Source organism: Burkholderia sp. AU30198 (assembly GCF_020419825.1).
GTDB lineage: Bacteria > Pseudomonadota > Gammaproteobacteria > Burkholderiales > Burkholderiaceae > Burkholderia.
This window is the reverse complement of record NZ_JAIZSA010000001.1, coordinates 50,253-74,448: the sequence shown is the minus strand read 5'-3', so window position 1 is coordinate 74,448 and position 24,196 is coordinate 50,253. Positions and strand designations below refer to the sequence as shown.

Annotated in this window: 22 protein-coding genes and 1 pseudogene; 9 read left to right on the top strand and 14 right to left on the bottom strand. The window is 65.3% G+C overall.

All coding sequences use genetic code 11. The annotated features are described in order from the left end of the window. Nucleotides 1-83 precede the first annotated feature (83 nt). The 4 genes and pseudogenes from LGN19_RS00320 to LGN19_RS00305 form a co-directional block, all read right to left on the bottom strand. Nucleotides 84-548, bottom strand: a complete 465-nt coding sequence (locus tag LGN19_RS00320; protein WP_011355736.1) for an Lrp/AsnC family transcriptional regulator — start codon at nucleotides 546-548, stop codon at nucleotides 84-86. 98 nt (nucleotides 549-646) lie between these two features. Beyond that, the gene (locus LGN19_RS00315; protein WP_122949741.1) at nucleotides 647-1,405 is read right to left on the bottom strand and encodes a dimethylarginine dimethylaminohydrolase family protein; all 759 of its coding nucleotides are present in this window, start codon (nucleotides 1,403-1,405) and stop codon (nucleotides 647-649) included. Nucleotides 1,406-1,613: 208 nt separating this feature from the next. Further along, nucleotides 1,614-2,864, bottom strand: a complete 1,251-nt coding sequence (locus LGN19_RS00310; protein WP_226212797.1) for a DUF1479 domain-containing protein — start codon at nucleotides 2,862-2,864, stop codon at nucleotides 1,614-1,616. 112 nt (nucleotides 2,865-2,976) lie between these two features. Further along, nucleotides 2,977-3,366, bottom strand: a pseudogene (locus tag LGN19_RS00305) (VOC family protein). A 72-nt stretch (nucleotides 3,367-3,438) separates the two neighbouring features. Here LGN19_RS00305 and LGN19_RS00300 point away from each other — a divergent pair. After that, nucleotides 3,439-4,416 carry a helix-turn-helix domain-containing protein gene (locus LGN19_RS00300; protein ID WP_226212796.1) on the top strand — a complete coding sequence of 326 codons (978 nt, stop codon included), beginning with the start codon at nucleotides 3,439-3,441 and terminating at the stop codon, nucleotides 4,414-4,416. 90 nt (nucleotides 4,417-4,506) lie between these two features. On the opposite strand, the gene gltA is transcribed toward LGN19_RS00300, so the two are convergent. The 7 genes from gltA to LGN19_RS00265 form a co-directional block, all read right to left on the bottom strand. After that, entirely contained in the window at nucleotides 4,507-5,808 is a 1,302-nt protein-coding gene (gltA, locus tag LGN19_RS00295) for a citrate synthase (protein ID WP_174911326.1), read from the bottom strand. A gap of 53 nt (nucleotides 5,809-5,861) precedes the next feature. Continuing rightward, entirely contained in the window at nucleotides 5,862-6,134 is a 273-nt protein-coding gene (locus LGN19_RS00290; protein WP_122949213.1) for a succinate dehydrogenase assembly factor 2, read from the bottom strand. 7 nt (nucleotides 6,135-6,141) lie between these two features. Continuing rightward, nucleotides 6,142-6,843: a succinate dehydrogenase iron-sulfur subunit gene (locus LGN19_RS00285; RefSeq protein WP_060242989.1), complete on the bottom strand. Its 702-nt coding sequence runs from the start codon at nucleotides 6,841-6,843 to the stop codon at nucleotides 6,142-6,144. Nucleotides 6,844-6,864: 21 nt separating this feature from the next. Continuing rightward, on the bottom strand, nucleotides 6,865-8,643 hold the full coding sequence (sdhA, locus tag LGN19_RS00280; protein WP_226212795.1) for a succinate dehydrogenase flavoprotein subunit: 1,779 nt from the start codon (nucleotides 8,641-8,643) through the stop codon (nucleotides 6,865-6,867). Nucleotides 8,644-8,646: 3 nt separating this feature from the next. Continuing rightward, nucleotides 8,647-9,015, bottom strand: a complete 369-nt coding sequence (gene sdhD, locus LGN19_RS00275) for a succinate dehydrogenase, hydrophobic membrane anchor protein (protein ID WP_006487767.1) — start codon at nucleotides 9,013-9,015, stop codon at nucleotides 8,647-8,649. 4 nt (nucleotides 9,016-9,019) lie between these two features. After that, on the bottom strand, nucleotides 9,020-9,436 hold the full coding sequence (sdhC, locus tag LGN19_RS00270; RefSeq protein ID WP_034185792.1) for a succinate dehydrogenase, cytochrome b556 subunit: 417 nt from the start codon (nucleotides 9,434-9,436) through the stop codon (nucleotides 9,020-9,022). A 171-nt stretch (nucleotides 9,437-9,607) separates the two neighbouring features. Beyond that, nucleotides 9,608-10,432 (bottom strand): GntR family transcriptional regulator, encoded by an 825-nt coding sequence (locus tag LGN19_RS00265; protein ID WP_226213501.1) that lies wholly within the window; start codon nucleotides 10,430-10,432, stop codon nucleotides 9,608-9,610. A gap of 288 nt (nucleotides 10,433-10,720) precedes the next feature. On the opposite strand from LGN19_RS00265, the gene LGN19_RS00260 reads away from it, so the two are divergent. The 6 genes from LGN19_RS00260 (at nucleotide 10,721) to LGN19_RS00235 (ending at nucleotide 19,034) form a co-directional block, all read left to right on the top strand. Next, nucleotides 10,721-11,707 carry a malate dehydrogenase gene (locus tag LGN19_RS00260; protein WP_011355748.1) on the top strand — a complete coding sequence of 329 codons (987 nt, stop codon included), beginning with the start codon at nucleotides 10,721-10,723 and terminating at the stop codon, nucleotides 11,705-11,707. Nucleotides 11,708-11,890: 183 nt separating this feature from the next. Next, nucleotides 11,891-12,898 carry an HpcH/HpaI aldolase/citrate lyase family protein gene (locus LGN19_RS00255; RefSeq protein WP_319000620.1) on the top strand — a complete coding sequence of 336 codons (1,008 nt, stop codon included), beginning with the start codon at nucleotides 11,891-11,893 and terminating at the stop codon, nucleotides 12,896-12,898. Between the two features lie 230 nt (nucleotides 12,899-13,128). Further along, a complete protein-coding gene (locus LGN19_RS00250) occupies nucleotides 13,129-13,644 on the top strand; it encodes a hypothetical protein (RefSeq protein ID WP_011355750.1) in 516 nt (171 codons plus the stop codon). 21 nt (nucleotides 13,645-13,665) lie between these two features. Further along, the gene (locus LGN19_RS00245) at nucleotides 13,666-15,117 is read left to right on the top strand and encodes a bifunctional 2-methylcitrate dehydratase/aconitate hydratase (RefSeq protein WP_226212793.1); all 1,452 of its coding nucleotides are present in this window, start codon (nucleotides 13,666-13,668) and stop codon (nucleotides 15,115-15,117) included. A gap of 52 nt (nucleotides 15,118-15,169) precedes the next feature. Further along, a complete protein-coding gene (gene acnA, locus LGN19_RS00240; protein WP_226212792.1) occupies nucleotides 15,170-17,887 on the top strand; it encodes an aconitate hydratase AcnA in 2,718 nt (905 codons plus the stop codon). Between the two features lie 202 nt (nucleotides 17,888-18,089). Beyond that, nucleotides 18,090-19,034, top strand: coding sequence for a hypothetical protein (locus tag LGN19_RS00235; RefSeq protein ID WP_226212791.1), 945 nt, complete (start codon nucleotides 18,090-18,092; stop codon nucleotides 19,032-19,034). A gap of 15 nt (nucleotides 19,035-19,049) precedes the next feature. On the opposite strand, the gene LGN19_RS00230 is transcribed toward LGN19_RS00235, so the two are convergent. Genes LGN19_RS00230 through LGN19_RS00220 form a run of 3 tightly spaced genes read right to left on the bottom strand, consistent with a single transcriptional unit; the run spans nucleotide 19,050 to nucleotide 20,235 of the window. Beyond that, nucleotides 19,050-19,484 carry a DUF1801 domain-containing protein gene (locus LGN19_RS00230; RefSeq protein WP_226212790.1) on the bottom strand — a complete coding sequence of 145 codons (435 nt, stop codon included), beginning with the start codon at nucleotides 19,482-19,484 and terminating at the stop codon, nucleotides 19,050-19,052. Further along, complete coding sequence (locus tag LGN19_RS00225; protein WP_226212789.1) at nucleotides 19,481-19,912, bottom strand: SRPBCC family protein; 432 nt, start codon at nucleotides 19,910-19,912, stop codon at nucleotides 19,481-19,483. Before LGN19_RS00225 ends, LGN19_RS00230 begins: the two co-directional genes overlap by 4 nt. Beyond that, nucleotides 19,912-20,235 (bottom strand): ArsR/SmtB family transcription factor, encoded by a 324-nt coding sequence (locus LGN19_RS00220; RefSeq protein WP_226212788.1) that lies wholly within the window; start codon nucleotides 20,233-20,235, stop codon nucleotides 19,912-19,914. The genes LGN19_RS00225 and LGN19_RS00220 overlap by 1 nt, the downstream gene beginning before the upstream one ends. 643 nt (nucleotides 20,236-20,878) lie before the next feature. Here LGN19_RS00220 and LGN19_RS00215 point away from each other — a divergent pair. Continuing rightward, nucleotides 20,879-22,612, top strand: a complete 1,734-nt coding sequence (locus LGN19_RS00215; protein ID WP_226212787.1) for a protease pro-enzyme activation domain-containing protein — start codon at nucleotides 20,879-20,881, stop codon at nucleotides 22,610-22,612. Between the two features lie 187 nt (nucleotides 22,613-22,799). Beyond that, complete coding sequence (locus LGN19_RS00210; protein WP_226213500.1) at nucleotides 22,800-24,191, top strand: MFS transporter; 1,392 nt, start codon at nucleotides 22,800-22,802, stop codon at nucleotides 24,189-24,191. Nucleotides 24,192-24,196: the final 5 nt, after the last annotated feature.

Below are 24,196 nucleotides of genomic sequence, written 5' to 3'. Positions count from 1 at the left end.
TTCGAGCCTGACGATTTGATTCGGAATGCAAATCGTCAGGCCCGGTCATTCCCGTCGAAACCGGCCCTTCCCGGCCGGCCGCCTCACACGACGCTGCGCTTGATCGCCTGCAGTTCGGCCGTCGTCACGATCTTCTCGATCCGGAACCGCGGGCTTTCCAGCCACACGTTCGCGATCCGCCGGTACTCGTCGAGATCCTCGCACGCGAGCCGCACGAGAAAATCGAACGTGCCGCTGACGAGCCAGCAATCGAGCACGGCCGGATTCGCGCGCATTTCGTCCTCGAACGGCGCCTGCGAACGCCCGTGGTCGGCCAGCGTGATCTGCGCGATCACGACGATCGGCTTGGTCGCGCGCGGCGCCTTGATCACCGCGCGGTACCCTTCGATCACGCCGAGCGCCTCGAGCCGCTCCACGCGCGCCTGGCAGGGCCGCGGCGTGAGATTCACGAGTTCCGACAGCTTCCGGTAGGAAATCCGCCCGTCGGTACGCAGGATGTCGAGGATCCGGAGATCGATCTTGTCGAGCTGCATCTTCTTGTCGGTCATCCGCGTTCGCTCCGGTCGGGTCGTGGCTGGTGCGCGGAACGTCTGCTGTTCCGCGCGGGGGCCACATTATCCGGCCGAAGCGGCCGCGCGCCAATCGGCTAGAACCGCAGCGACAGGCAGGTCAGCCCGCCGTCCATCTTGCGGAACTCGCTCGTGTCGATCACGTGCAGCGGCAGCCCGAGCGACGCGATCGCATCGTGCACGCGCGGGTAGCCGGCGGGCGTGATCAGCGTGCCGTTCACGCGCAGCGTGTTGCCCGCGTATTCGTCGGCGGCCGAGATCGCGATCCGGCGATAGTCGGCGAACGCCGGATGCGCGGCCAGCGCTTCGGTCACGAGCAGCGTGTCGTCGCCGAGCGCGTTGACGACCGACTTCAGGTGCAGGCCGGCGCCCACCGGCACCGCGACGACCGAGTAGCCGTAGCGCGACACGAGCCATTCGAAGGCGGCGATGCCTGCGGCGTCGGTGCGGCCCGTCAGGCCGATGTAGAAGCGCTTGCCGACCTGCATCACGTCGCCGCCGTCGAGACGGCCGTCCTGCATCGGCAGCAGGTCGCGATGCGCGGCGAGCGCCGCTTCGATGTGTACCGTCTCGCCACGCCGCGCGGGCGCACCGGGCCGCGTGATCACCGCGAATTCCGGCGTCACGACCGCGGTGTCCTCGACGAAGTGCGAATCGGGGAACGCCTCCAGCGGCGGCAACTCGGTCAGCTCGACGCCGAGCGTGCGCAACGCGTCGCAGTAAGCGTGGAACTGCGTGAGCGTCTTGTCGTAATCGGGCGCGCCGAGTTCGGCGGTGGTCAGGCCCGCGCCACAGGACGGCGCGGGGCGGCGAACGATCGCTTGCGTGAATTGCATCGACTCCTCCATGGTCAGCGCCACACCCGTGCTTCAACGGGGCGGCTGCGTTGTGTCCGGACCATTATCGGAAGCCAAATTGCGCAATTCGCGTCGATTTCGGCGGCGCCGACAGCCGATTGCGTCGAATTGCACGCGGCGCGCAGCGGATTCGGCAAACGGCCGCTCACTGCGCCGCGAGCGGCCGCCTTCGCATGCGGCGCGCCCGCTACCCGCCCGGCCCGAACCCCATCTGCGAACGGCCGAGCGCCGTGAGGTCGCCCTCCCCGCCGCGCCCGTCGAATTCGACCTCGAAATGATCGGCCGGAAAATCGGGCGGGCTCTCGCCGCGCAGGAACGCAGCCCGCTGGCGCTGCAGATACGCGTCGTTCTTCGCGCAACCGGGCGCGGCCGCAATGTACATCACGTTGCTGTCGCCATTGCCGCGATGCGCATCCTCGACCGCGTGCACGACGTCGCCATGCCAGAACACCGCGTCGCCCGGCTCCATGTGCGGGATCGGCACCAGTGCGTCGAGCAGCAGCGCGTGCCATTCGGGCCGGATCGACAGCGCGCGGCCCGGACGCGCGCCGCACAGGTCGTCATCGGCGACATCGTCCTGCAGCGCGCGCAGCACGACGTAGGCCATCGCGTTCGCGACCGGGATCAACTGCAGCGTGCCGTCGCCGGGCCCCTGCGGCGTCAGCGCGGTCCAGCCCTGGAACGTGCGGAACATCGAGCACACGGCCGGCGAAGGAATCTCCTCGACGTCCGGGCGGAACGCCGCATCGAACGGGTCGTAATCGCGCCAGCGGCCGGCCAGCACGTGACGGTAGACCTGGCGGAAATTCGCGCCGAGCCAGCGTTCGACGGAACCGCCGTCGACATGCGGCGACAGCCCGAGCGACGTCGAGCCGGGCGGGCGGCGACGAATCCGGTCCGCATAGGCCGGCACCTGTTCGGGATCGAAGTGCGTGCGCCCGCCTTCCGCGTGCCGCCAAAGGCGGTTCAGGAATACGCGCGCCTGGGTCAGCGCCAGAGACTGACGCGCAGCCACCTGCGGCTTCGACCAGTAGACGCCGTAGATCTGCGGCTTGCCCGAGGCGAGATTGCCGAAATAGCGGTCTTCGGCACGCGCATGCAGCCGCTCGGCGAAGCGGTTCGCGTCCAGGTAGGCGCCGATCTCGTCGTTCCAGTCGCGCGCCTGCTGCACACCGAATACGCCGCGGATCACGGCCGCGCCATGCGTGCGTATCGCCGCAATCGCGTGCGGATCGACGGTTCCGCCCGCGATATCCGCGAACGGCACCACCGGAATCACGTCACGGCCATGCGCATGCGCGCGGCGGATCGCGTCGACCTGCCGCGCGATATCGCCCTCCAGTTCGCGGAACGTGGCCGCATAACCGGGCAAATCGGTGCGCAGCCCCCTTTTCGCCGCGCGAATCGCGGCAGGCAGGTCGTCAATCGTCAGTTGCATCGTGGTCTCCTCGCTGACAGGTGTCGTGTGATGTGCTGTCAGCGTACGGCCGGTGCGCGACCGCGATTACCGCTATCCGGCCAACTATCGATACAATCCGGACAACCGTGCGTCACTCCGGACGATGGCAGACCACACACAGCTTGTTGCCGTCCGGATCGCGGAAATAGGCGCCGTAGTAGTCGCGGTGATAGTCCGGCCGCAGGCCCGGCGGCCCTTCGCAGGTGCCGCCGTGGCGCAGCGCGAGCGCGTGGCAGCGATCGACATGCGCGCGCGTCGGTGCAACGAACGCGATCGTGTGGCCATTGCCCGGTTCGGGCGCGCGGCCGTCGAGCGGCTAGCCGAAGAAGAACAGCGGCCGGTCGGCATCGGCCGGCATCCAGCCCGACCAGCCGTCCGGCTCGCGGAATTTCAGGCGCAGCCCGAGTTCCGCGAACAGCGGCGCATAGAAATCGTAGGCGCGCGCGGTGTCGGTCACACCCACGCAAACATGTGAAAACATCGCATCGCTCCGTCGTGACGAATGCTCACGATCATGCCACGGCGCGATGCCCGCCCTCGCCCGGAGGCCGCGATGAAACCGCAGTACGAGCACGTGACGTTCGCCCCCGGCTGTTCGATCCGCGTGTATCACCGCCAGCTCGCCCGCATTCCGTTCGAATGGCATCGCCATCCGGAATACGAACTGACGCTGACGCTCAACAGCCGCGGCCGGCGCTTCATCGGCGATCACGTCGCGCACTACACGGACGACGACCTGGTGCTCGTGCCGCCCAACCTGCCGCATACGTGGTCGTCGAACGCACGCATCGATCGCGAGGCACCCGAAGTCGCGCTCGTCATCTGGTTCGACGGCGACTGGGTGCGGCGGCTGGCCGACTGCTGCCCCGAATACGCGCCGCTGCGCTCGCTGCTGCGGCGTGCCGCACCGGGCCTGCGCTTCGACCCGGACGTGGCCCGCGCAATGCGCGCGCGGCTGCCGCAGTTGCTCGATCCGTCGCCGCGCACACGGCTCGCGGCCACGCTCGACACCCTCGCCGATCTCGCGGACGCCGGCGGCGAACCGCTCGCCACCGCGCACGCGTACGACCGGGCCGACGGCACGGCGCCGCCCGCCGACACGGCCGCCCCTGAAGCCGAACGCCTCGATCGCGTGCTCGACGCAATCGACCGGCACTTCCACGAACCGCTGCGCATCGACACGCTCGCCACCGCTGCGCACATGTCCGAACGCACGCTGCAGCGCCTGTTCGTCCGGCATCTCGGCGAAAGCGTCGGCCGCTACGTGCAGCGGTTGCGGCTCGCGCACGCGTGCCGTCATCTCGTCGGCACCGACTGGCCGATCGCGACCGTGGCTGCGCGCTGCGGCATTCCGAATGCCGCGAACTTCAACCGCCAGTTCCTCGCCGCGCGCGGGATGACGCCCGGCGCATACCGGCAGTTCTTCGCGCAGCACGGCCACGCGCCCGATGACAACGCACCCGCACTCGACACGCGCCCGCCGTCGCTCGAACACCGCGCCGGCACGGGCGAACCCCGGCCGCACAAATGAAAACACCCCGACGGGATGACCCGTCGGGGTGTCGAGGCGTTGCGATCGCCCGACGCGAGCGGCCTGCCGGCCGTTCGCGCCGCGCACGACTTAACGTGCGTTGAGCGGCTTCGCTTCGCGCGGCGTATCGCCGATGAACAGCTGACGCGGACGGCCGATCTTCTGTTCCGGATCGCCGATCATTTCGTTCCACTGTGCAATCCAGCCGACCGTACGTGCCATCGCGAAGATACACGTGAACATCGACGTCGGGATGCCCAGCGCGCGCTGAACGATGCCCGAGTAGAAGTCGACGTTCGGGTACAGCTTGCGCGACACGAAGTATTCGTCTTCCAGCGCGATCTTCTCGAGCTGCATCGCGAGCTTGAACAGCGGGTCGTCGTGCAGGCCCAGTTCATTCAGCACTTCGTAGCACGTTTCGCGCATCAGCTTCGCACGCGGGTCGTAGTTCTTGTACACGCGGTGACCGAAGCCCATCAGCTTCACGCCCGAATTCTTGTCCTTCACCTGCTTGATGAATTCGGGGATGTTGTCCGGCGAACCGATCTGCTCGAGCATGTTCAGCGCGGCTTCGTTCGCACCACCGTGCGCCGGGCCCCACAGACACGCGATACCGGCAGCGATACACGCGAACGGGTTCGCGCCCGACGAACCGGCCAGGCGGACGGTCGACGTCGATGCGTTCTGCTCGTGGTCGGCGTGCAGGATCAGGATGCGGTCGAGTGCGCGGACGAGCACGTCGTTGACCTTGTACTCTTCGCACGGGTTCGAGAACATCATGTGCATGAAGTTCGCGCTGTACGACAGTTCGTTCTTCGGATAGACGAACGGCTGGCCGATGCTGAACTTGTACGCCATCGCGACGAGCGTCGGCAGCTTCGCGATCATGCGGATCGCCGACACTTCACGGTGACGCGGATCGTTGATGTCGAGCGAGTCGTGGTAGAACGCGGACAGCGCGCCGACTGCGGCAACCAGCACCGCCATCGGGTGCGCGTCGCGGCGGAAGCCACGGAAGAAGAAGTGCATCTGCTCGTGCACCATCGTGTGCTTCGTGACGGTGTCGACGAATTCCTTCTTCTGCGCTGCGTTCGGCAGTTCACCCTTCAGCAGCAGATAGCAGCTTTCGAGGAAGTCCGCGTTTTGCGCGAGGTTGTCGATCGGGTAGCCGCGGTACAGCAGCTCACCCTTGTCGCCGTCGATGTACGTGATCGCCGAATTACAAGCTGCCGTCGACATGAAGCCCGGGTCGTATGTGAACTTGCCGGTCTGGCCGTACAGCTTGCGGATGTCGATTACGTCCGGGCCCAACGTGCCCTTGTAGATCGGCAGTTCGACGCTCGGCGAATTGTCGCTGAACGATAGCGTGGCTTTAACATCAGACGGAGTCATGGCACATCCTCAATCGAAATAAAGAAACGGGATTCGATAACGGGCGTAACGCGTTACACGTTGCGCAGCATCTCCAACAGCCGGTGAATGTCCGGGCTGTTTAGGTCGCCTTCTGGTTCCTTGCGCGCGAGGAGCAAGTCCATCAGGTCGTTGTCGCTCAGATCGAGCAGGCGCGACAACGCGCCTACGTCTGCATCGGTGAGGTCATGCTCGTATCTGCTGAAGAAACGCTCGAAAATGATGTCGTTCTCCAGCAGACCCCGCCGCGCACGCCAGCGGAGGCGTGCGCGACGGTGCGGGTCGGATTGATGCGAATCGTCGCTCATCTCGACCTTAAACCGCGCGGCGGACCATCAGTTCCTTGATCTTGCCGATCGCCTTCGTCGGGTTCAGGCCCTTCGGGCAAACGTCGACGCAGTTCATGATCGTGTGGCAACGGAACAGACGGTACGGGTCTTCCAGGTTGTCGAGACGCTCGCCGGTGGCCGTGTCGCGGCTATCCGCGATGAAGCGGTAAGCCTGCAGCAGGCCGGCCGGGCCGACGAACTTGTCCGGGTTCCACCAGAAGCTCGGGCACGACGTCGAGCAGCTCGCACACAGAATGCACTCGTACACGCCGTCGAGCTCGTCGCGTTCTTCCGGCGACTGGAGGCGTTCCTTCTCCGGCGGCGGCGCGTCGTTGATCAGGTACGGCTTGATCGAGTGGTACTGGTTGAAGAAGTGCGTCATGTCGACGATCAGGTCGCGCACGACGGGCAGGCCCGGCAGCGGACGCAGCACGATCTTCTGCGGCAGGTCGTTCAGGTTCGTGAGACACGCGAGACCGTTCTTGCCGTTGATGTTCATCGCGTCCGAACCGCACACGCCTTCACGGCACGAACGGCGGAACGACAGCGTCTCGTCCACTGCCTTCAGCTTGACCAGTGCGTCGAGCAGCATGCGCTCGTGCTGGAGCTCGAGCTCGTACGTCTGCATGCGCGGCGCTGCGTCCTTGTCCGGATCGTAGCGGTAGACTTCAAAAATGCGTTTTGCCATTTCGGATTCCTTTGACTCGGCTTAGAACGTGCGCGGCTTCGGCGGCACGGATTCGACCGTCAGCGGCTTCATTTGAACCGGCTTGTAGTCGAGGCGATCGCCTTCGCTGTACCACAGCGTGTGGCGCAGCCAGTTGTCGTCGTCGCGGTGTTCGTAGTCGCTGTGGGCGTGTGCGCCACGGCTTTCCTTACGTGCTTCCGCCGACACCATCGTTGCGCGAGCAACTTCGATCAGGTTCTCCAGCTCGAGCGCTTCGACGCGCGCGGTGTTGAACACCTTCGACTTGTCCTTCAGGTGGATGTTTTCCACGCGTGCCTTCAGGCCGGCCATCTCGTCGACGCCTTCCTTCAGCAGTTTCGACGTGCGGAACACGCCTGCGTGCTTCTGCATCGTCGAGCGGATGTCGTTCGCGATGTCCTGCGTGTATTCGCCCGAGGTCGACTTCTCGAGCTTCGCCAGGCGTGCCAGCGAGAATTCGCCTGCATCGGCCGGCAGCGGCTTGTGATCGCGCTGGTTCTTCACGTGCTCGACGATGTGGTTGCCGGCCGCACGGCCGAACACCACGAGGTCCAGCAGCGAGTTCGTGCCGAGGCGGTTCGCGCCGTGCACGGACACGCACGAGCATTCGCCCACTGCGTAGAAGCCGTTGACCGGATCCTTGTGACCGCCGCTCGACGTGCCGACGACCTGACCGTGGATGTTGGTCGGGATGCCGCCCATCTGGTAGTGGATCGTCGGGACGACCGGGATCGGTTCCTTGATCGCATCGACGTTCGCGAACTTCAGCGCGATTTCGCGGATCGACGGCAGACGCTTCATGATCGTCTCGGCGCCGATGTGCGACAGGTCGAGCAGCACGTGATCCTTGTTCGGACCCACGCCACGGCCTTCCTTGATTTCCTGGTCCATCGAACGCGACACGAAGTCACGCGGCGCCAGATCCTTCAGCGTCGGCGCGTAGCGCTCCATGAAACGCTCGCCGTTCGCGTTGCGCAGGATACCGCCTTCGCCGCGCACGCCTTCGGTGATCAGCACGCCCGCGCCGGCCACGCCGGTCGGGTGGAACTGCCAGAACTCCATGTCCTGCAGCGCGATGCCCGAACGCGCAGCCATGCCGAGGCCGTCGCCGGTGTTGATGAACGCGTTGGTCGATGCCGCGAAGATCCGGCCTGCGCCGCCCGTCGCGAACAGCGTGGTCTTGCCTTCCATGATGTAGACGTCACCCGTCTCCATCTCGAGGGCCGTCACGCCGAGCACGTCGCCTTCCGCGTCGCGGATCAGGTCGAGCGCCATCCATTCGACGAAGAACTGCGTCTTCGCTTCGACGTTCTGCTGGTACAGCGTGTGCAGCAGCGCGTGACCGGTACGGTCGGCGGCCGCGCAAGCGCGCTGGACCGGCTTCTCGCCGTAGTTCGCGGTGTGGCCGCCGAACGGGCGCTGGTAGATCGTGCCGTCCGCGTTACGGTCGAACGGCATGCCGAAGTGCTCGAGTTCGTACACGACGTTCGGCGCTTCACGGCACATGAATTCGATCGCGTCCTGGTCGCCGAGCCAGTCGGAGCCCTTGATCGTGTCGTAGAAGTGGAAGTGCCAGTTGTCTTCGCTCATGTTGCCGAGCGACGCGCCGATACCGCCCTGCGCGGCCACCGTGTGCGAACGGGTCGGGAACACCTTCGACAGCACGCCGACCGACAGGCCCGCGCGCGACAGTTGCAGCGCTGCGCGCAAGCCGGAGCCGCCCGCGCCGACGATCACCACGTCGAACTTGCGACGCGGGAGGTTAGATTTGATTGCAGCCATTCTTTACACTCTCCAGAGAATCTGCGCGGCGTAGCCCGCACATGCGAGCAGCCAGACGATGGTCAGCGATTGCAGCAGCAGGCGCACACCGACGGGCTTCACGTAGTCCATCCAGATGTCGCGCACGCCGACCCATGCGTGGTAGAAGAGGGAAAGCAGCATCACGAAGGTCGCGAGCTTCATCCATTGCGCGGCGAAGATCGAGGCCCAGCCTTCGTACGAGAAATCGTGCGCGCCGAAGAACAGGACGAGCAGGATGACCGTGTAGACCGCCATGATCGTGGCGGTGACGCGTTGCGCGAGCCAGTCGCGCAGGCCGTAGTGCGCGCCGACGACGAGGCGCTTCGAGCCGATTCGGTTATTGGCTGCCATTTTCTTAGAATGCTCCGAACAGTTTGAGTGCCATGGCGATCGTCAGGGCGATCGAGACGACAAAGACGACGACTGCCGTCCGCTTGCCGCCTTCCTTCGTGACGGCGTCATGGTTGACGTCCATCAGCAGGTGGCGAATGCCGGCGCAGAAATGGTGGAAGAAGGCCCACGACAGTGCGAGGACGATCAGCTTGACGATGATGTTGGAGAGGAAAGCCTTGAAGACTTCGAAGCTAAGCTCGGACGTGAGGCTCTGGTCGAAGAGGAACAGCAGGAACGGCAGGAACAAGAACAGCAGCGCGCCGCTGACTCGATGGAGAATCGACAATATCGCTGCCAGCGGCATGCGATATTTCATCGTGATATCGCCGAATCCGATGTTCCGGTATTCCGGCCTCGGCTTTCTTACTGCATCAGTCATGCTAGACCCCTACTATGTTGTCACACTAATCCGCGATTTTAGCGCCTTTTTATATCGCGCTGCAGCGAAAGTCTGCTCTGGATAGTTGCGCGAACAAGAACAAAAGGCGGCCCGAAACGTGCTTCGCGACCGTGGGGAACGCGAACGCACTCGGCTTGAGCCGATACACCGTCAACTCAAGTCATTCTGATAGTAGTACCCGGTTGTGACATACCAGCCGCGACGCACTTCCACCGGCCGGTCTCCGTATGTATAGGACACGCGCTCGACCGACAGCAAAGGAAAACCCGCCGGCACGTGCAGCAGGTCGGCTACCGCCGGCTCCGCCGCGACCGCGCGGATCTTTTCCGTCGCGCGGATCATCCGCGTGCCGAACTCGGTCTCGAACATCGCATAGAGCGGCCCCTTGTACTCGCTCAGCCGCTCGAACGTGAGCCCGCGGAACATCGCGCCCGGCAGCCAGATCTCGTCGACCACCGTCACTTCGTTCTCGAATTCCAGCAGGCGGCGCACCTGCACGACGGGATCGGCCGGTTTCAGGTCGAGCTGCCGCGCGATCTCGGCCGGCGCGCGCAGGCGCCGGCATTCGAGCAGGCGGCTCACGTGCGGATGCTCGGCACCGTCGTCGGCCAGGAGGCGCAGGAAGCGGAACTGCGCGCGATCCTCATTGTGCGTTGCAACAAAAGTGCCCTTGCCCTGCCGCCGGACCACGAGGTTTTCGGCGGCCAGCTCGTCGATCGCCTTGCGGACGGTGCCCTGGCTGACCTTGTAGCGGGCCGCGAGCTCCACCTCGCTCGGGATGATCTCGCCCGGCTTCCATTCACCGGTTTCGAGACTTTGCGTGATCAATGACTTAATCTGCTGGTATAACGGGCTGAACGTCGGCGACGGCGCCGCCGCAGGCGAAGATGCGGGATCGCTCGCGCCCGGCTGCCCTGGGCCGCCTGCGCCGGTCTGATTCGCGGTATTCGCCTGGTTCGATGTCATGGCGCGCATTTCATCACAATCCGCACTTTTAAGTCCACTCAATTTCCGCAAAACATCTGTCTTATATAAGACATATGATACCGTTTGACTTTGGGCCTGCCGGCTCCTACACTCCGGGTCGAGCAAGGGTTCGCGGGTGCAACAGCGCGTCCCCGGCTACGTGCCAAGGCCGTCTCCAGGTTCACCGCGTCTGCCATCGCGAGTCCTCCGCCCTGCTTCAATGCAACGCTACGCACAACGCGCATAGAATGGCGTTTTCGCGAGTGTCCAACGCTTCACCCGTCCTGGAGATTTTCAATGGCTAAGCCCGCAAAGCGTGTTGCCGTCACCGGCGCCGCAGGTCAAATCGCTTACTCCCTGCTGTTCCGCATCGCGAACGGCGACCTGCTCGGCAAGGACCAGCCGGTCATCCTGCAACTGCTCGACCTCCCGCAAGCCCAAGGCGCCGTCAAGGGCGTCGTGATGGAACTCGACGATTGCGCGTTCCCGCTGCTGTCGGGCGTCGTGATCACCGATGATCCGAAGGTTGCATTCAAGGATGCCGACGTCGCACTGCTGGTCGGCGCACGTCCGCGCTCGAAGGGCATGGAGCGCAAGGACCTGCTGTCGGCGAACGCCGAAATCTTCACGGTTCAGGGCGCTGCGCTGAACGAAGTCGCGAGCCGCGACGTGAAGGTGCTGGTCGTCGGCAACCCGGCGAACACGAACGCATACATCGCGATGAAGTCGGCACCGGATCTGCCGAAGAAGAACTTCACGGCCATGCTGCGCCTCGACCACAACCGCGCGCTGTCGCAACTCGCAGCGAAGTCGGGCAAGCCGGTCGCATCGATCGAGAAGCTCGCCGTGTGGGGCAACCACTCGCCGACGATGTACCCCGACTTCCGCTTCGCGACCGCCGAAGGCGAATCGCTGCTGAAGCTGATCAACGACGACGTGTGGAACCGCGACACGTTCATCCCGACCGTCGGCAAGCGCGGCGCGGCGATCATCGAAGCGCGCGGCCTGTCGTCGGCAGCGTCGGCAGCCAACGCGGCGATCGACCACGTGCGTGACTGGGTCCTCGGCACGAACGGCAAGTGGGTCACGATGGGCATCCCGTCGGACGGCTCGTACGGCATCCCCGAAGACATCATCTACGGCGTGCCGGTCGTTTGCGAAAACGGCGAGTACAAGCGTATCGAAGGCCTGGAAATCGACGCGTTCTCGCGCGAGAAGATGGACGGCACGCTGGCCGAGCTGCTCGAAGAGCGCGATGGCGTCGCCCACCTGCTGAAGAACTAAGCATCACGCGTATCGCCGGGCGGCCCTCGGGTAGCCCGGTTTCGGCCCGTGCCGGCATGCCGCCGGCCCGGCCGATCGATCCGATCCGCGCACGTTTTGCCGCCCGCGCCCGCCGCGCCCCGGCCCAGAACGCGCCCGAATCCGATTTTCTCCACGTTGACCCGCTTCCCTGACGTAGACGAGATGGCCGCGCTCACTCCTGCACAAGTGCTGTACGACGGGGCGTCCCCGCCCGCGATCCTGCCCTGCTGCGATCACTACGCGGGCAGCGAAAAGCTGATGCGCAAGTCGCTCGCGCTGCAGGCCGAAACGGGCCCCGTTTTCGACATCACGCTCGACTGCGAAGACGGCGCGGCCGTCGGCCAGGAAGCCGCGCACGCGGCACTCGTCGCCGAACTGCTCGGCAGCGCCGAGAACCGCTTCGGCCGCGTCGGCGTCCGTATCCACGACTTTTCCCACCCGCACTGGCGCGACGACGTGCGCATCGTGCTGCGTGCGTCGCGCGCTCCCGCCTACATCACGCTCCCGAAGATCGCGAGTGCCGCCGACGCAGCCGAAATGACCGCGTTCATCGAAGGCACGCGCCGCGAGCTCGGCATTACGCAGCCGATCCCGGTCGACGTGCTGGTCGAGACGCACGGCGCGCTCGCGCAGGCGGCCGCCCTCGCCGCGCTGCCGACGGTCGGCACGCTGAGCTTCGGGCTGATGGATTTCGTTTCCGCGCACCATGGCGCGATTCCCGATTCCGCGATGCGCTCGCCGGGCCAGTTCGAGCATCCGCTCGTGCGCCGCGCGAAGCTGGAAATCGCCGCGGCCTGCCACGCGCACGGCAAGACGCCGTCGCACAACGTGACGACCGAGGTGCGCGACATGAGCATCGTCGCCGGCGATGCACGCCGCGCGCGCGACGAATTCGCGTTCACGCGGATGTGGAGCATCCATCCCGCGCAGATCCGCCCGATCGTCGACGCATTCGCGCCGCGCACCGACGAAGTCGCGCTGGCCGCCGAGATCCTGCTGGCCGCGCAGGCCGCCGACTGGGGGCCGACGCGCCACGGTGATACGCTGCACGATCGCGCGAGCTACCGGTATTACTGGTCGGTGCTGCGCCGCGCGCAGGCCACCGGCCAGCCCGTACCGGCCGAGGCCGCGCCGCTGTTCGGGCCGGCCGCCGCAGGCAGCGCGCCGTAAGCGCGCGCCGCCGGCCGATACACGAGATTCATGCATTCGACGACGCGCGAACCGGATAGAGTTTTGCGAAACGACAAAAAACGTAACGGAGCCCGAAAACCTGATATGTATGCGGCCAAATAGGTGAAAATAGCGGCCGCTGCGCGCTTTCGGGGCGCGTGCAGTTTCAAACCGGCCGGCCGCTTCGATTGCCGGCCCTTGTCAACTGATTATCGAAAGGTTCTGACTCCATGAAGAAACTCCTGATCGCTACCGCTATCGGCGCCTTGTCCGCCACGATGCTGGTGTCGGCTCCGAGCGCGTTTGCCCAGGGTACGACTACGACGACCGCGAAGAAGGCAACGGCCAAGCGCCCGGCGCCGGCCAAGCGCATCATCCCGCGTAGCAAGAAGGCACAGGCACGTGCCGCAGCGAAGGTCGATCCGGTACCGGACGGCGCGGTCAAGTGGTCCTGCAAGGAAGGTCTGTCGTTCGACCTCGCCGGCGACATGAAGCGCGACCAGGTCGTCACGGTTCACTGGGCGAAGAAGAACTACAAGCTGCCGCGTCAAGCCACGACGACGGGCGCCGACACGTTCTACGATCCGGCAGCAGGCTTCAAGCTGATCGTGATCCCGACCAAGGCAATGCTGTTCTCGGACGCAAACGGCGGCGAGCGCCTCGCGGACGAATGCGTGACGCCGGAAATGACGCAAGGCACGCCGGCACCGACGCAGTCGAACGAGCTGAAGCCGGCAACGAACTAAGCGCGTTCCATCGGCCCCTCGATGTCCGCCCCGGTCTCCAACGTCCGCCCTGCTCCGGATACGGTACTCGTCGATATCGTCGACTACGTGCTGAACACCGGTCTCGACAGCGCGCTCGCGCTGGAGACGGCGCGTCATTGCCTGATCGACACGCTCGGATGTGGACTCGAGGCGCTGTCCTACCCTGCCTGCACCAAGCTGCTCGGCCCCGTCGTGCCCGGCACGATCGTGCCGAACGGCGCGAAGGTGCCCGGCACGTCCTTCCAGCTCGATCCCGTCCAGGCCGCGTTCGGCATCGGTGCGATGATCCGCTGGCTGGACTTCAACGACACCTGGCTCGCCGCCGAATGGGGTCATCCGTCCGACAATCTCGGCGGGATCCTGGCGACGGCCGACTGGCTCTCCCGCACGGCCGTCGCGGCCGGCCGGAAGCCGCTCCTGATGCGCGACGTACTGGTCGCGATGATCCAGGCCCACGAGATCCAGGGCTGCCTCGCCCTCGAGAATTCGTTCAACGCAGTCGGGCTCGACCACGTGCTGCTCGTAAAAGTCGCGTCGACGGCCGTCGTCGGCCGGCTGCTCGGGCTCACGCGCGACGAGCTGATCAACGCGGTGTCCAACGCGTTCGTCGACGGCCAGGCGCTGCGCACCTACCGCCACGCGCCGAACACCGGTTCGCGCAAATCATGGGCGGCCGGCGACGCGACCTCCCGCGCGGTGCGCCTCGCGCTGATCGCGAAAACGGGGGAAATGGGCTACCCGTCGGCGCTCACCGCCAGGACCTGGGGCTTCTACGACGTGCTGTTCGACGGCAAGCCGCTCCGCTTCCAGCGCCCGTACGGCACGTACGTGATGGAAAACGTGCTGTTCAAGATCGCGTTCCCCGCCGAATTCCACGCGCAAACGGCCGCCGAGGCCGCGCTGCAGCTGCACGCGCAGCTCGCCGCCGCGGGCCGCACGACCGACGAGATCAGCCGGATCACGATCCGCACGCACGCGGCCGCGATCCGCATCATCGACAAGCAGGGCCCGCTCGCCAATCCGGCCGACCGCGACCACTGCATCCAGTACATGGTCGCCGTGCCGCTGCTGTTCGGCCGGCTGACCGCGGCCGACTATGAAGATTCGGCCGCCGCCGATCCCCGCATCGACGCGCTGCGCGCGAAGACGGTATGCGTCGAGGATCCGCAGTTCACGAAGGATTACCACGACCCGGACAAGCGCTCGATCGCGAATGCACTGACGATCGAGTTCGCGGACGGATCGAAACTTGCCGAAGTGGCGGTCGAATACCCGCTCGGCCATCAGCGACGCCGCACCGAAGGCATCCCGCTCCTGGTCGAGAAGTTCAGGACCAACCTCGCCCGCCGCTTCCCGGCAAAGCAGCAACAAGCGATTCTCGACGTGTCGCTGGATCAGGCAAAGCTCGAAGCGATGCCGGTCGATCAGTACGTCGACTTGTATGTGATATAGCCGTCATCTACAGGACACGTTGTTTCCTAGCCTTAAACCCAGGAAAATCACCATGGCCCACAATCTCCACAAGACCCTCAAGGAATTCGACAGCGGTTCCGGCAAAGGCAAGTTCTACTCGCTGCCGCAGCTCGGCAAGGAACTGAAGACGAAGATCGAACGCCTGCCGGTGTCGATCCGTATCGTGCTCGAGTCTGTGCTGCGCAACTACGACGGCAAGAAGATCACCGAAGAGCACATCGAGCAGTTGGCGAACTGGAAGCCGACGGCCAAGCGCGTCGACGAGATTCCGTTCGTGGTGTCGCGCGTCGTGCTGCAGGACTTCACGGGTGTGCCGCTGCTCGCCGACATCGCGGCCATGCGCGGCGTCGCGGAGCGCACGGGCAAGAACCCGAAGAAGATCGAGCCGCTGGTCCCGGTCGATCTCGTCGTCGACCACTCGGTCCAGATCGACTACTTCCGCCAGAAGGACGCGCTCGACCTGAACATGAAACTGGAATTCCAGCGCAACAACGAGCGCTACCAGTTCATGAAGTGGGGCATGCAGGCATTCGACACGTTCAAGGTCGTGCCGCCGGGCGTCGGCATCGTCCACCAGGTGAACCTCGAATACCTCGCGCGTGGCGTCCACAAGAAGTCGGACGGCGGCGATACCGTGTACTACCCGGATACCCTCGTCGGCACCGACAGCCACACGACGATGATCAACGGCATCGGCGTGGTCGGCTGGGGCGTGGGCGGCATCGAGGCTGAAGCCGGCATGCTCGGCCAGCCGGTGTACTTCCTGACGCCTGACGTCGTCGGCGTCGAGCTGAAGGGCAAGCTGCGCGAAGGCGTGACGGCCACCGACCTGGTGCTGACCATCACCGAAATGCTGCGCAAGGAAAAGGTCGTCGGCAAGTTCGTCGAGTTCTTTGGCGCTGGCACGAAGTCGCTGTCGCTGCCGGACCGCGCGACGATCGGCAACATGGCGCCGGAATACGGCGCAACGATGGGCTTCTTCCCGGTCGACGAAAAGACGATCGACTACTTCGAAGGCACGGGCCGCACGAAGGCGGAAATCGCCGCGTTCGAAAACTACTTCAAGGCGCAGAAGCTGTTCGGTATCCCGAAGGCCGGCGACATCGACTACACGAAGGTCGTGACGCTGGATCTGGCAACGGTCGCTCCGTCGCTGGCCGGCCCGAAGCGCCCGCAGGACCGCATCGAGATCGGCAACGTCAAGTCGACGTTCACCGACCTGTTCTCGAAGCCGGTGGCAGACAACGGCTTCGCGAAGAAGGCGGACGATCTGGCCACGCAATACACGACGAGCAACGGCGTCGACGTGAAGAACGGCGACGTGCTGATCGCCGCGATCACGTCGTGCACGAACACGTCGAACCCGAGCGTGCTGCTGGCCGCTGGCCTGCTCGCGAAGAAGGCGGTCGAGGCCGGCCTCACGGTCGATCCGAAGATCAAGACCTCGCTCGCGCCGGGATCGCGCATCGTCACCGAGTACCTGACGAAGACGGGCCTGCTGCCCTACCTGTCGAAGCTCGGCTTCGAAGTCGCGGCCTATGGCTGCACGACCTGTATCGGCAACGCGGGCGACCTGACGCCGGAGCTGAACGAAGCGATCACGAAGAACGACATCGTCGCGGCAGCCGTGCTGTCGGGCAACCGTAACTTCGAAGCGCGTATCCACCCGAACATCCGCGCGAACTTCCTCGCGTCGCCGCCGCTGGTCGTCGCGTACGCGATCGCCGGCAACATCACGCGCGACCTGATGACCGAGCCGGTCGGCAAGGGCAAGGGCGGCCGCGATATCTATCTCGGCGACATCTGGCCGACGAGCGACGAAATCCACGCGCTGCTCAAGTTCGCGCTCGATCCGAAGAAGTTCGAGGACAACTACTCGAAGCTGACCAAGAAGGGCGACCTCTGGAGCAAGATCGAGGGCGAAACGGGCCAGGTCTACGACTGGCCGAAGTCGACGTACATCGCCGAGCCGCCGTTCTTCGGCAACGACTTCTCGATGGAACCGGCTGCATCGATCCCGACGGTCAAGGGCGCGCGCGCACTGGGCATCTTCGGTGACTCGGTCACGACCGACCACATCAGCCCGGCAGGCTCGATCAAGGAAGACTCGCCGGCAGGCAAGTGGCTGAAGGAAAACGGCGTGCAGAAGGCCGACTTCAACAGCTACGGCTCGCGCCGCGGCAACCACGACGTGATGATGCGCGGTACGTTCGCGAACGTCCGGATCAAGAACCTGATGATCCCGGCGAAGGAAGACGGCTCGCGCGTCGAAGGCGGCCTGACGATCCACCAGCCGAGCGGCGAACAGCAGTCGATCTACGACGCGGCCATGCAATATGTCGGCGCGGATACGCCGACGGTCGTGTTCGCGGGCGAAGAGTACGGCACGGGCTCGTCGCGCGACTGGGCCGCGAAGGGCACGCAACTGCTCGGCGTGAAGGCCGTGATCGCACGCAGCTTCGAGCGGATCCACCGCTCGAACCTGGTCGGCATGGGCGTGCTGCCGCTGCAGTTCAAGGGCGCGGACAGCATCCAGTCGCTCGGCATCACCGGCGAAGAGACGTACGACATCGAAGGCCTTGGCGACGACTTCAAGCCGCAGCAGGACGTCACGCTCGTGATCAACCGCAAGAACGGCGAATCGCAGCGCGTGCAGGTGCTGCTGCGCATCGATACGCCGATCGAAGTCGACTACTACAAGCACGGCGGTATCCTGCCGTTCGTGCTGCGCTCGCTGCTCGCAGCGTAAGCGCGCGGCTTTTGCAGGTGCCGCAGCCGCCTCGCGGTGGTTGCGGCCGATTTGGATGCCCGACCTCGTGTCGGGCTTTTTTTGCGGTCATCGCGAATGAATCGACGTCCCGCCGACGGGCCGCGCCACGCGCGGGACCGGCTACGTCGCGATTTGGGCCACCGTGTCACAATGGCGCCACCATCGCCCCCTACCGCGCCCCATGTTCCGTCCTGCCCTGCAACTCGCCGCAGTGCTTCTGTCCTTGATCACTGCCACGACAGCGCTGGCCGACGCTCAGTACTTCCACAAGTACTTTGCAGGCCGGATCGGTGACCGCTATGCGTTCACGATGGATCTCAAGAATACCGAAGGAAAGTTGACGGGAAGCTATCGCTACGCCGGCAAGCGCAACGCTATCGCGCTGAGCGGCAAGATTGATCCAGTGGGCACCTTTACGATGGACGAGATCGGGAGTGACGGTCAACACACCGGCACCTTCACAGGCAAGGTGACCGGCAACACGCTCGACGGAACCTGGACATCGGCCCGTGGCGACCGGCATTTGCCTGTCGACGCGCATCAGACGTCGGAAATCGTCATCGGCTCGAAACGCGAGATCCTCACGCACGCGATCGGCACTTACGTGCTCGACAACATCACCGGCTCCGGCGGAGCCAACGGCATGTGGGATTCATGGCGCGAGAAAGGCCGATGGAAATCAAACATATCGGTCATCTCGATGGCGCGTCGCGAGTTCTCGGACGTGAGCCTGACACGCAAGGACCTGCACCGGCTCGACAGCATGACGATCATCGTGGACCCATCGCTCGCGACGCGCGTGAGTGTCGAGGGCAAGGTGCTGCTGTCGATCCCGTACCGCGATGCAGGCATGCAATACGAGATCGGCCAGCCCCACGACAGCGCCGCGGAGAACGAGCTGAACACCCTGTCGCCTGCCACGACGGTGCATGACGAGCATCTCTACCTGCTCGCCCGCGACGCGATTGATTTCGTCCCGGCGATGTCGGGAAGCTATTTGCCCAACGACCGCCTGGACGTCGTGACCATCAGCTATGCCGTCGTTGACAAAACCTTCACCGTCTTCTTGCAGCAAGGCAACTGCTGTGGCGGCACCATGTTCACTTTCCGGCGCAAGGACCGATAACGGCGCCGCGCCACATCACGCCACCTTGCTGCTTCGCACCTTCGCACTGGCACCCGCCCGCGCGTTCTTCTTCAGATGCGTGCGGTTGTAGTCAATCGCCGCGCGTACGAGGTTCTTCAACGCCCGCTTGTCGATCCGGTCGCCTTCGAAAAAGTCGATCGCGCGCCGCGCGTTGCCGTCGAGACCGTCGTTGAACAGCTGGTCGGGATCGGGCAGCTGCGCGCCGTGCATGAAGGTCAGCTTCACCTTGCCCTTGTGCGCGTTCGCCACCGCGATCATCCCGTCGCATTCCCACACGGGGCTGCCCATCCATTTCCACTCCTCGACGATGCCCGCTTGCGCAGCGAGGATCGTCTGGCGCAGGTCGGCGAAGGTCTTGCCGCGCCAGTCCGCGATGCCGGCGATCAGCGCGTCGATACGCGCCGACGGCGTGAGGTCCGTTGTGCTCATGCGCGCGCCTCCGTGCCTTCGTCGGGGCGGGCCAGCACCTGTTCGAGCGCGTCGAAGAACCGGACCCAGCCGTGCTGTGCACCGCGATACGCCTGCTCCTGGTCCGTGCGGAAGCCGACCTGCTCCATCCGCAGGTGCGTGCCGGCCGGTGTCGGCGTGAGCGTCCATGTGACGACGCTTTCGAGGCCATACGCGGCCCACGTATAGGACAACTCCCGCGGCGGCTCGATCGTCAGCACCGTGCAGTCGACCGAACCCCAGTCCGCGCGGAAGCTGAAAGCGCGGCCCGCGACGGGCTCGAAGTCGCTCTTCATCAGCCACGCTTCGATCAGGTGCGGTTGCGTGAGCGCGCGCCAGATCTTCTCCGGCGGATGAGGCAGCTCCCGGTCGACAACGACGGAGCGCGTTTCAGTGGTGGCCTGGTTCATTACTGATCCATCCTTTTCAGAAGATCTTCGAGGGCATCGAACCGGTTCTGCCAGAAGCCGGCCATCTGGCTCGTCCAGTCGATCAGCGGGGCCAGCGCTTGAGGCTGTGCGCTGTAGTGCGTCTGCCGGCCTTCGTGACGGTCGCTCACGAGCCCGGCATGCTTCAGGACGCCGAGATGCTTCGAGACGGCCGGCTGCGAGACGCCCGCATGGGCCGTCAGCGCGGCAACCGTCAGCTCGCCGTCCGCGCACAGCCGCTCGAAGAGCGCGCGGCGGGTGGGATCGGCCAGCGTCCTGAAAAGCATGTCGTGTGCGTTCTGCATGTCCAAATCCATAACCCGATGGTTATGGATCGAAGAATATCCGCTGATCGACGCGCGTCAAGGCGGAATTTCACGAACGGCGTCGTGCGATCTTGCACGGGCCTGCCGTGCGCCGCGTCGGCACGCGCACGCCGCCGGATTCGAGCCTTTCCTCTAATTTGCAACCGCAGCATGCGATCCGAAAGCAGCCCGCAAGACTGTCGGAAGCACCGTTCCACAGTTCGGGAAACGTTTGCGATCGACCAGCCCCTTTTTTGTGCACGCACGAATCCATTCCTGCCATGCCGCTTCGTTTGACCACATAGTGCGACGCGGCACGCGGCAACGACCGGCCGCGCGCGATGCGTTCACGGGTCGATCCGCTCCGCGATCGCGCACGTTCCGGCGCCGCGACGAACGACTCGTGCGTGCGAACGTCGCGCCTTGCCGTGCCCTCGTGTCGCGAACCGGTTCCGTTCGCCACGGCCACGATTGCTTGTGCGGACGACGCAACGCATGCGCGTGGAAGCGCCGATGTCAGAACTGACAGCTATGGAAACTGGCAGCTACCCGAACCGCGGCGACGCCCTACGCTCGTCACCGCTCGCGACCCCACAAGGGTCGGGGGCTCCAGCAACGTCGTCTCTCCTAAAAAGGACTCCCGATGAAAAGGAACGCCTGGTTTGCCCTGCCCCTGCCGTCGCCCCGCCGCCTTGCGTGCGTGGCACCGCTCGTGTTCGCCGCCGCTGCGGCGCATGCGGCGACGGACTGGGTCGACACCCATACGAAGGCCTTTCTGACCGGCCCGCAGTTGATGGCGCGCAGCGCGGCGCCGTCGCTCGAACTCGCGTCCGGTGAAACGAGCAACGTCGTCGTCAGCCTGAAGCTGCGCAATGCCGCGCAGCTCAAGCAACTGGCGCGCGACGTGAACCGGCCGGGCAGCGCGCATTACCGCCAGTACCTCACGCATGCGCAGTTCCTCGCCAGCTACGCGCCGACCGACGCGCAGGTGAAGTCGGTCGTCGACTACCTGCACAAGAGCGGCTTCGTGAACGTCGAGGTCGCGCCGAACCGGTTGCTGGTATCCGCTCGCGGCACGGCCGGCACGGTGAAGGCCGCCTTCAACACGTCGCTCGTGCACTTCGACTACGCGGGCCGCTCGGGCTTCGCCAATACGTCGACCGCGCAGGTGCCGCGCGCGCTCGGCGACGTCGTCGGTTCGGTGCTCGGGCTGCAGAGCGTCGCACACGCGCGGCCGCTGCTGCGCATCGGCAACGTGTCGAAGCCGCAGGCGCTCGCGGCCGGCACCGCAACCGGCCACTATCCGAAGGAATTCCCGGGCCTCTACAACGCAACCGGCGTGCCGACCGCGGCCGGCGTGACCGTCGGCATCATCACGATCGGCGGCGTGTCGCAGACGCTGCAGGACCTGAAGCAGTTCACGTCGAGCAACGGCTACGGCGCGGTGTCGACGCAGACCGTCCAGACCAACGGCTCGGGCGGCAGCTACACCGACGACCAGGACGGCCAGGGCGAATGGGATCTCGACAGCCAGTCGATCGTCGGCTCGGCCGGCGGCCAGGTCGGCAAGCTCGTGTTCTACATGGCGGACCTCAGCGCCTCCGGCAACACGGGGCTCACGCAGGCGTTCAACCAGGCGGTGTCGGACAACACCGCAAAAGTGATCAACGTGTCGCTCGGCTGGTGCGAGACCGACGCGAACGCGGACGGCACGATCGACGCCGAGGAACAGATCTTCACGACCGCCGCGGCGCAAGGCCAGACGTTCTCGGTTTCGTCGGGCGACGAAGGCGTGTACGAGTGCAACAACCGCGGCTATCCGGACGGCGCGAACTACACGGTGTCGTGGCCGGCCTCGTCGCCGCACGTGCTCGCGATCGGCGGCACGACGCTCTATACGTCGTCGGCGGGCGCGTTCTCGAGCGAGACGGTGTGGAACGAAGGGCTCGATTCGAACGGCAAGCTGTGGGCGACCGGCGGCGGCGTCAGCACGATCCTGCCCGCGCCGTCGTGGCAGTCGGGCAGCAACCGCCAGTTGCCGGACGTCGCGTTCGACGCCGCGCAAAGCACCGGCGCGTACATCTACAACTACGGCCAGTTGCAGCAGATCGGCGGCACGAGCCTCGCCGCGCCGATCTTCACGGGCCTCTGGGCACGCCTGCTTGCAGCGAACGGCACGGGCCTCGGCTTCCCGGCCGGGAAGTTCTACGCCGACATTCCGTCGAACCCGTCGCTCGTGCGCTACGACGTGGTGTCGGGGAACAACGGCTATCAGGGGTATGGCTATAACGCAGGCACCGGCTGGGATTACACGACCGGCTTCGGCAGCCTGAACATCGCGAACCTCAACCAGCTGATCAAGTCGGGCGGGTTCTAAGCGAAGCGTGAAAACCGGCGCGCGGCGGTGGCAGGTCGCGCGCCGGCCGGCGGAAGACAGCATGAACGCGGATCGCCTCACGGCGACACCACTATCCACCGCGTCAATATCGGCATCACAAACATCCGTTGGATCAATTGCCTGGCGGATGCGACAGTGGGCATTCACCCAACCTGCGCTGCCCGCGATGTCGACAACCCACCTGCCTCCCCTCAGCCCGCCCCTTCACGACGGCCTGCCGACGCGACAGCGAATCGCGGCATTGATCGCCCTCTCGCTCGCGGTCGCGATGGCCAATCTCGATACGGCCATTACCAATACCGCGCTGCCGACCATCGGCAGAAGCATCGGCGCCGATCCTGCCTCGGTGATCTGGGTCGTCAATGCGTATCAGCTTGCGATGATCGCGACCTTGCTGCCGTTTGCGTCGCTCGGCGAGATATTCGGCCACCGGCGCATTTACATCGCCGGGCTGATCCTGTTCACCGCCAGCTCACTCGCGTGCGGCATCGCAGGGTCGCTTCCCGCGCTCGCCGCTTCGCGTGCGTTGCAAGGTATCGGCGCGGCTGCAATCATGAGCGTCAACACCGCGCTGATTCGTTTTGCGTACCCGGCCAGGCTGCTCGGCCGCGGCGTCGGGTTGAATGCGCTCGTCGTCGCCGTTTCGTTCACCGTCGGGCCGACCGTCGCGTCGGCCATCCTGTCGGTCACGTCATGGCACTGGCTGTTCCTGATCAACGTTCCTATCGGCCTGCTTTCCGTCGCATTGGCGGTTCGCACCCTGCCGATCACCGCTCGTGCCCGACATGACTTCGATATCGCCGCCGCCTTGCTGTGCGCCGGTTGCTTCGCACTGCTGATCCTTGGACTGGGAACGGTTTCGCACGACGGTCTGTCGCCGACGGTCATCGCCGAATGGATCGTCGCGGCAGCCTGCGGCTACACGCTGCTGAAGCGCCAGGCGCATCACCCCGCTCCGCTGCTCGCAGCCGACCTGTTTCGACGGCCGGTCTTCTCCCTGTCCGCCGCCACCTCGGTTTGCTCGTTTGCGACGCAGGGCCTCGCGTTCGTGTCACTGCCGTTCTTCCTGCAAGCCGGCCTCGGCAACAGTCAGGTCGACACGGGCTTCCTCATGACGCCGTGGCCTGTCGTGGTGGCCATCATGGCGCCCGTGGCCGGACGCCTGGCCGACCGATACCCGGCCGGCATCCTCGGCACCGTCGGCCTCTCGATCCTGTGCATCGGCATGGCATCGCTGGCCATGCTGCCGCCCGCGCCTTCGACGCTCGATATCGTGTGGCGGATGATGATGTGCGGCGCCGGATTCGGCTTCTTCCAGGCGCCGAACCTCAAGGCGCTGATGGGCAGTGCGCCGGCCGAGCGCAGCGGCGGCGCCAGCGGCATCGTCGCGACGGCCCGCCTGCTCGGACAGACGCTCGGTGCAGCGCTGGTGGCCTTGTGCTTTCACGTCGCCGGGGCCGGTGGCCCGATCGTCGCGTTGTGGGCCGGCAGCGTATTCGCACTGGCGGGCACGGTCATCAGCTGCCTCCGGCAATTGCCGCGCTGGCGACGCCCGTGACGCAT